Annotated in this window: 7 protein-coding genes; 3 read left to right on the forward strand and 4 right to left on the reverse strand. The window is 56.9% G+C overall.

The features are described 5' to 3' along the window. Together AC2VLY_RS11220 and AC2VLY_RS11225 are read left to right on the forward strand one after the other, a co-directional pair. The coding region (locus AC2VLY_RS11220) for a 3'-5' exonuclease (RefSeq protein ID WP_486922297.1) at nt 1-1,922 on the forward strand (1,922 nt) is incomplete at its 5' end. 79 nt (nt 1,923-2,001) lie between these two features. Continuing rightward, nucleotides 2,002-2,442 carry a ComEA family DNA-binding protein gene (locus AC2VLY_RS11225; RefSeq protein ID WP_010640790.1) on the forward strand — a complete coding sequence of 147 codons (441 nt, stop codon included), beginning with the start codon at nt 2,002-2,004 and terminating at the stop codon, nt 2,440-2,442. 16 nt (nt 2,443-2,458) lie between these two features. On the opposite strand, the gene AC2VLY_RS11230 is transcribed toward AC2VLY_RS11225, so the two are convergent. The 3 genes from AC2VLY_RS11230 to AC2VLY_RS11240 are packed head-to-tail and all read right to left on the reverse strand — an operon-like array spanning nt 2,459 to nt 4,517. Next, on the reverse strand, nt 2,459-3,391 hold the full coding sequence (locus AC2VLY_RS11230; RefSeq protein WP_193650805.1) for a homoserine kinase: 933 nt from the start codon (nt 3,389-3,391) through the stop codon (nt 2,459-2,461). Nucleotides 3,392-3,417: 26 nt separating this feature from the next. Then, nucleotides 3,418-3,780 (reverse strand): DUF2782 domain-containing protein, encoded by a 363-nt coding sequence (locus tag AC2VLY_RS11235; protein ID WP_486892721.1) that lies wholly within the window; start codon nt 3,778-3,780, stop codon nt 3,418-3,420. A 17-nt stretch (nt 3,781-3,797) separates the two neighbouring features. After that, nucleotides 3,798-4,517, reverse strand: a complete 720-nt coding sequence (locus tag AC2VLY_RS11240; RefSeq protein ID WP_193650806.1) for an LOG family protein — start codon at nt 4,515-4,517, stop codon at nt 3,798-3,800. A 69-nt stretch (nt 4,518-4,586) separates the two neighbouring features. Here AC2VLY_RS11240 and polA point away from each other — a divergent pair, with 69 nt between their 5' ends. Further along, nucleotides 4,587-7,310, forward strand: coding sequence for a DNA polymerase I (polA, locus tag AC2VLY_RS11245; protein WP_486922298.1), 2,724 nt, complete (start codon nt 4,587-4,589; stop codon nt 7,308-7,310). On the opposite strand, the gene AC2VLY_RS11250 is transcribed toward polA, so the two are convergent. Then, nucleotides 7,307-7,623, reverse strand: a 317-nt coding sequence (locus AC2VLY_RS11250; RefSeq protein ID WP_486891735.1) for an NAD-binding protein, incomplete at its 5' end; no start/stop codon positions are given. The genes polA and AC2VLY_RS11250 overlap by 4 nt on opposite strands.

A 7,623-nucleotide genomic window follows, 5' to 3' on the forward strand; every position in this document is an offset into this window, starting at 1 on the left:
TTGATAAAATGGTCGCCATGGAACTGCGCGGCCTGTGGATGGGGACATTTCACGGCCTCGCACATCGCCTGATTCGCCTGCATCATGAAGCACTGAAATTGCCCGCTGATTTTCAGGTGCTGGATTCCGAAGACAGTCAGCGTTTGTTGCGCCGCCTCATGCGCGAGGCGCAGATGGACGAGAAGCAGTGGCCGCCCCGGGCCATGGCAGGGCGCATTGGCCGCTGGAAGGACGAAGGCTGGGGACCGGAGCAGGTGTTGCGCTACGAAGGACCGGCGGCTGCGGCTTTTGTGCCGATTTATCAGGCCTATGAAGTCGCCAAGCAACGCTCCGGGCTGCTCGATTTTGGGGATTTGCTTCTGTATGCCCTGAAGCTTTGGGAGTCTCCGGAGATTCTGGATCATTATCAGCGACGTTTTCAGCATATTCTGGTGGACGAGTTTCAGGATACCAATGCGGTGCAATATGCCTGGCTGAAAGGGCTGGCGCGACATGGCCAGATTTTTGTGGTTGGGGATGATGACCAGTCCATTTATGCCTGGCGCGGCGCACGGGTCGAGAACCTGCTGCGGTTTGGTGAAGACTTTGCGGGTGCCCGGGTGGTGCGCCTGGAGCAGAATTATCGCTCGACTGCTGCCATTCTCCAGGCCGCCAATGCGGTTATTGCCAACAATCCCGAGCGCATGGGTAAAACCCTATGGACCGCCGAGCCTGGTGGCGAAGCGGTACACCTGTACACGGCGTACAATGAATTTGATGAAGCCCGTTATGTGATCGGGCGGATTCAGCAGTGGCAGGATCAGGGCGGGCGCCGTTCGGATTGTGCCATTCTTTATCGTTCCAATGCCCAGTCCCGCGCTTTTGAAGAAGTTCTGGTGCGTGAAGGCCTGCCTTACCGGGTTTATGGTGGCCTGCGCTTTTTTGAGCGGGCGGAAATCAAGGACACCCTCGCCTATTTGCGCCTGACCGCCAATCGTCATGATGATGCTTCGTTCGAGCGGGTTGTGAATGTACCTTCGCGTGGCATCGGAGCGGTCAGTGTCGAACGGCTGCGCAATCTCGCCCGCGAAAAGGGTCTGTCGCTCTGGCAGGCGGCCGGAGAACTGAATCAGGCAAAAATCAATGGATTTTTGAATCTGGTCGATGCGCTTGCCGGGCAGACCCAAGAGCAGGACCTCGACAAGCGCGTGGAAATTATTTTGCAGCATACCGCCCTGCGCGAATGGCACAGTCGTGAAGGCGACCGGGCTGAAGGCCGCCTCGAAAACCTCGATGAACTCATCAATGCCGCGCGTGCGTACGGCCAGGACTGGCATGCTGATCCGCAACTGGGTGAGCTGGCACCGCAACCTGGCAACATGCTTTCCGAGTTTCTCACCCATGCCGCGCTGGAAGCGGGCGATGGGGCCGGAGATGCCTGGGAAGACTGCGTCCAGCTGATGAGTTTGCACAGCGCCAAAGGTCTGGAGTTTCCTCTGGTTTTTCTGGTGGGGTTGGAAGAGGGTCTGTTTCCGCACCAACGTTCTTTGGAAGATGGTCAGGGTCTCGCGGAAGAACGCCGCCTTTGTTACGTGGGCATGACCCGGGCCATGCGCCTGCTGGTGCTCAGTCATGCTGAAAGCCGGCGTTTGCACGGCAGTGAAAGAATGAGCATGCCCTCCCGTTTTCTGCGGGAAATCCCCCAGGAGCTTTTGCAGGATTTGCGTCCGCGCGCGCGCATCAGTCGTCCCGCCATGGCGCTACGACCTGCAGCCCCGGAAATGCCGTATCCGCTGGGCTCCCGTTTACAGCACCCGGTATTTGGCGAGGGGACGGTGCTGGATTACGAGGCAGGCGGTCGTCAGGGTCGAATCCAGGTCCAGTTCAGTTCGGGGGCCAAGTGGCTGGCTTTGGGTGTAGTGCAATTACAGCAGTTGCCCTGACATTCAAAAGCAAAAACTGCCAAAATCACTACAAAGCTGTCAAAGCAACGGTCTTTTTTAGGAGAATGGGAGGAGCGTGATGAAAATATGGATGGGTATGCTGCTGGGTGTGGTTTTGTCCTTGTTTGCCCTGCCATTGTGGGCATCCGTCAACATCAATACCGCAGATGTTGCTGCACTGGATAGTTTGCCGGGTATTGGTCCCGCCAAGGCACAGGCTATTGTGGAATATCGCAAGGCGCACGGATCTTTCAAAACTCTCGATGATCTTGCCCGGGTGCGTGGCATTGGCAGCAAGCTGCTGGAAAGATTGCGCCCCTCTCTGGCACTGGATGGGCAGACGACGGCTCTATCGTCCGGCACCGGTTGTTCGGCCGGGAAAGCGGCTTCGCGAAAAAAACCGATACCAGCCGGAGAAGAGCATGCTGTCCGCCGTGGCAGTCGCGGGTATATTCTCGATGGTGGCCCCGACAGTAATGCCTTTCATTACCGGCATTTTTCCCTGCAGGAATCGTCCTGAACCCGCAAACGAGTGGCTATAGCCCCTGGCGGCGTTGTAATAAAATCCGGTGGTATTCTTCCGGATCCTTGCAGAAAGTGATGGCGCCAGGGCGGCGGAAGTGCACCGCATCCAGCCGGAGCAGCCAGAAGCGCAAGGCGGCTATCCGGAGCATGGCAAACCACAGGGGGGCTTCGTCATCCCGCAGCGGACGGGTCGCCACATAAGCCTCCCACAGTGCCACACTGAGAGAAGGATCCAGCTGGCCGTCAGGGCGTGCACACCAGCTGTTCGCGACGACTGCCAGATCATAAAGCCAGGCATCATCGCCTGCGTAATAGAAGTCGATGGTGCCGGAAATCTGTTGTTCTGCGAAGAGCACGTTGTCGGGGAAAAGATCTGCATGAATGACCCCTCCCGGTAATTTTTCCCGCTGAATGAGACTTTGATAAGCCAGTTCATCGATAATTATCTGGTTGTCGGCAGGATCCAGATGCGGCACCAGATGACGGGCGGTCTCCTGCATCCAGGGCAGTCCCGCAGGGTTGGGGTGGCGCTGGGGAAAGTCCTCTCCCGCCAGGTGCATTTGCCCCAGTAATTGCCCCAAAGCGCGAATTTCCGTCAGCGTGGGGGCTCGCCCTTCAATGGACCGGCCCTGAAGGCATTGCACAATGGCGGCAGGTTTGCCGCATAAGCTATTCAGGCTTTTCCCGCTACGGGCGTGCATAGGGCGCGGGCAGGGAATGCCATGGGTGCTCAACCAGTCGGTAAGATCCAGAAAATAGGGGATTTTGGCGGCGGAAAGGCGCTCAAACAGGGTCAGCACAAAACGGCCCTGGTCCGTATCCAGAAAATAATTACTATTTTCGACGCCCGCAGAAATGCCGGTCAGGGAGATCGCTTTTCCCAGATCATAGTCTTCCAGAAATTGCGCGAGCTCCTGATCGGAGACATTGGTATAAACAGACATAGATGCAGTTTTACTCTAACAGGGCTTCACCAGCGAAATATAATCCACTGCGGAACACTCAGGTGCTCCGCAGCGGTTTGCGGAACTTCCGTGAAACGCCCGGTGCCGCCCTTGTCTTCCAGATAGTAGGGCGGGAAGGGTTTGGGTGGAATGACCTTGATCATGTAAACCTTGCCGTTGACCTTGTATTCCTCGATTTTGGATCCGGTCGGTGCCTTGATCTCGGCATTGGGACCGATTTTTTGCGGGGCGAGTTTGGGCAGATGCAGTTTTTGGATGTTTTGTTGTGCCGAATTGGGTAGTGCAGCATCCGTATCTGCCAGGGCAGTGGCGGCGACACCCAGCGCAAGGGCGGCAACCATGGTGGTAATCATGATATGAGTAGACATGGGAACTCCCTGAATATCTAAAGGTTGAGAAGGGCTTCTGTTTCGGCGGCCGATGGGGCAAAACCGCGCTTTTCATAATGGTTGAATATAGCCGATACGACTTCGTCAGGATCATCAATGACGGTAATCAGATTCAGATCTTCAGGGTTGATGGTGCCAAGGCCGAGCATGGCTTCCTGCCACCAGGCAATCAGCCCGTTCCAGAAATCCGAGCCTACCAGAATAATGGGCATGCGCCGGGTTTTGCCGGTTTGCACCAGGGTCAGACATTCGGCCAACTCATCCAGTGTCCCAAAACCGCCGGGCATGACGACATAGGCGACCGCATATTTCATGAACATGACCTTGCGGGAATAAAAGTGCTCAAAGGAAATGGCAATGTCCTGATAAGGATTACTGTGCTGCTCATGGGGAAGCTCAATATTCAGCCCGATGCTGTAGCCGGTGCCGTGGAAAGCCCCCTTGTTAGCCGCTTCCATGATGCCGGGGCCGCCGCCGCTCAAAACCGAAAAGCCCGCATTGGAGAGCTTTTCAGCAATTTCCTGGGTTTTCAGATACCAGGGATTGTCGGGACCCAGGCGGGCGGAACCGAAAATGCTGACACAGGGATCCACGTCCACCAGCTTTTCATAGCCGCGCACAAATTCCGCCATGATCTGGAAGATTTTCCAGGCCTCGCGGGTGAGTCGTCCTTCTCCCCCGTCCCGTAGTTTTTCTTCCTCAAGATGCGCCCGCATGCCTCATTCCCGTGTCAATGATGGAGATTTTCCGTATTATGACGGAAATTCGCTAACAAGTCCCAGATCATGCCCCAAGACCCTCGTATTCTCGTTGACGCCTCCAGTTTCCTGTACCGGGCATTTCATGCCCTGCCGGACTTGCGGGCGCCGGATAATCTGCCTACCGGGGCGGTATTCGGGGTGGCCAACATGCTGCGGCGCCTGGCGAAAGAATATCCCAGTGATGAAATCATTGTGGTTTTTGATGCTCCCGGCGGGACCTTTCGTGACCGGCTTTATCCAGAATACAAGGCCCAGCGTCCAGCCATGCCGGAGGATTTGCGCGCCCAGATTCCGCTCCTGCATGAATGGATCCGGGCAACGGGTCTGCCGCTGGTGCTGGTGCCGGATGTGGAAGCCGATGATGTCATCGGGACACTTGCGGGCTCGGCGCAGTCGGGCCAGCAGGTGATTATCGTGACGGGTGACAAGGATATGGCCCAGTTGGTCAATGATCAGGTCACCCTGCTGGATACCATGAAGGGCGTCAAAACCGACGTAGCCGGCGTATGGGAACGTTATGGCGTGGCCCCGGAACATATCGCCGATTTACTGGCGCTTACGGGTGACAAGGTCGATAACATTCCGGGGGTGCCCGGAGCGGGGCCGAAAACAGCGGCCAAATGGATTCAGCAATATGGCAGTCTGGATGGCGTTCTGGCCCACGCTGATGAAATTGGTGGCAAAATCGGTGAGGCACTGCGGGCCTCTCTGGACTATCTGCCCCTCAGCCTGGATCTGGCCACGATTCGCTGCAATCTCCATCTGCCGGAGCAATCTTATCAACGTGTTCCCGAAAACACCCAAAAATTGCGCAGCCTCGCCCTGCGCCTGGGCTTCCATGCCTGGCTCAAGGAATATCCAGCCGAGCCAGGCACCGAGGATACCGGGGTTTTGGTAAATGAAAGCGCTGCGGGGGGATTGATGCCCATTGATCGCAGCCGTTATCGGGCGATTACGACCCCCGCAGCACTGGAAAACCTGCTGCAAAAGTTGCAGCAGGCGGACTTGGTGGCACTGGACACGGAAACCACGGCATTGGACCCGCTGAATGCCGATCTGGTGGGTATTTCCTGTGCCTGGCAGGAAGGGGATCAGATTGAAGCGGTTTATATTCCGGTAGGACACCGGGATGACTGCACACAGCTGGCGCTGGATCATGTTTTAGCAGCGTTGCGGCCCTGGCTGGAAAATCCGCTGGCCGCCAAGCTGGCCCAAAATGCCAAGTATGACTGGCGGGTGTTCTGGCGTTACGACATTCATCCGGCAGGCTTGTGCCGGGATACCCTGCTGGAAAGTTACATCCTGGACAGCAGCCAGAATAACCACGATCTGGATACTCTGGCGCAGCGCCATCTGCAGCACCAGAACATTACCTACGAAGAAGTCGCGGGCAAAGGCAAATCGGCGCGCAATTTTGCCGACGTGCCCGTAGCCGAGGCCTTACCCTATGCGGCTGAAGATGCGGACGTTTGTTGGCGGATTGATGCTCAACTGTGGCCACGCTATGCCAGTGAGGCGGGCCTGCAGCGCGTCCTGATGGACATTGAAATGCCGCTGGTGCTGGTGCTGGCGCGTATGGAACAGGCCGGTGTACGGGTGGATAAGGAGCAGTTGAAAACCCTCAGCATGGAATTGGGCAGGGATATGGCCGCTTGTGAAGCTCAGGCCTTCGAGGCAGCCGGACAAGCGTTCAATCTCGGCTCACCGAAACAAATCCAGGAAATTCTTTTTGATAAAATGCAGTTGCCGGTCCTGAAAAAAACGCCCGGTGGCCAGCCCTCTACCAGCGAGGATGTGTTGGCCCAGCTGGCGGTTCAGGCGGATCTCCCCCGACTGATTCTGGAATATCGGGGAATGGCCAAGCTGAAAAACACTTATGCAGATGCCCTGCCGGAAATGATCAACCCCCGGACAGGTCGGGTGCATACCCATTTTCAGCAGGCCGTGGCGGCCACCGGACGCTTGTCCTCCAGTGCGCCGAATTTGCAGAATATCCCGGTGCGTACCGAGCAGGGTCGGCGTATCCGGCAGGCATTTGTTGCCGAAGACGGATTTTATCTGCTCAGTGCCGATTACTCACAAATTGAATTGCGCATCATGGCCCACCTTTCTCGGGACGCCCGTCTTTTGCAGGCTTTTGCCGAAGGCCAGGATATTCATGCTGCGACGGCTGCCGAAGTGTTCAATCTGGCTCCGGAGGCGGTGGATAGTGATGCCCGGCGTGCAGCCAAAGCCATCAATTTCGGCTTGATATATGGTCAGACCCCCTATGGCCTCGCCCAGCAGCTAGGTATTGAGCAGAGTGCTGCCCGGGCTTACATGGATCGTTATTTCGAGCGCTATCCGGGGGTGCTTGCTTACATGGAGCAAACCCGCGTTCTGGCAAGACAGCAGGGTTATGTGGAAACCCTTTTCGGCCGCCGTCTGTATGTGCCTGAAATTCGCTCCAGTAATGCGGCGCGGCGCAATTACGCCGAGCGGGCTGCCATCAACGCGCCCATGCAGGGTACGGCGGCTGATCTGATCAAAAAAGCCATGATTGCCGTAGATGCCTGGTTGCAGGAAAACCCGGCCTGGGGTCGAATGATTTTGCAGGTGCACGATGAGTTGATACTTGAGGTGCCTGAGAGTGGTCTTGAAGCTGCCCGTGCCGCCCTCAAGGAACGTATGGAAGGCGTGGCAGAGTTGGCAGTTCCCCTACTGGTGGGCCTCGGGGTGGGAAAGCATTGGGATGCTGCGCACGGCTAGCCTTTGCCGGGCGTGGCGCCAGTACTGAAGCGGAACATTTTCATGACGGCGTTGTTATCCAGTTGCTCGCCGTTGAGTGCCATGGCAAGCAGCTCGCCACCCAGTACCTGGGGAGCGATGATCATATCCGGCTGGACCCGGCGCACCCGGCCAAGATTTTTACTGTCATTGACTGCGGCAACGGTTTTGGCGGAGCCTTCCATTTCCTTGACCGCAAGCACCACGAAGGCGTTTTCTGAATCATCTGCGCGCAGGGCGAGAACCGCCAGAGCCTGCTCGGCACCGGCACTGCGTAATATATCGGTGTCACTGG

It is taken from the genome of Acidithiobacillus sp. TH-A36, assembly GCF_057473445.1.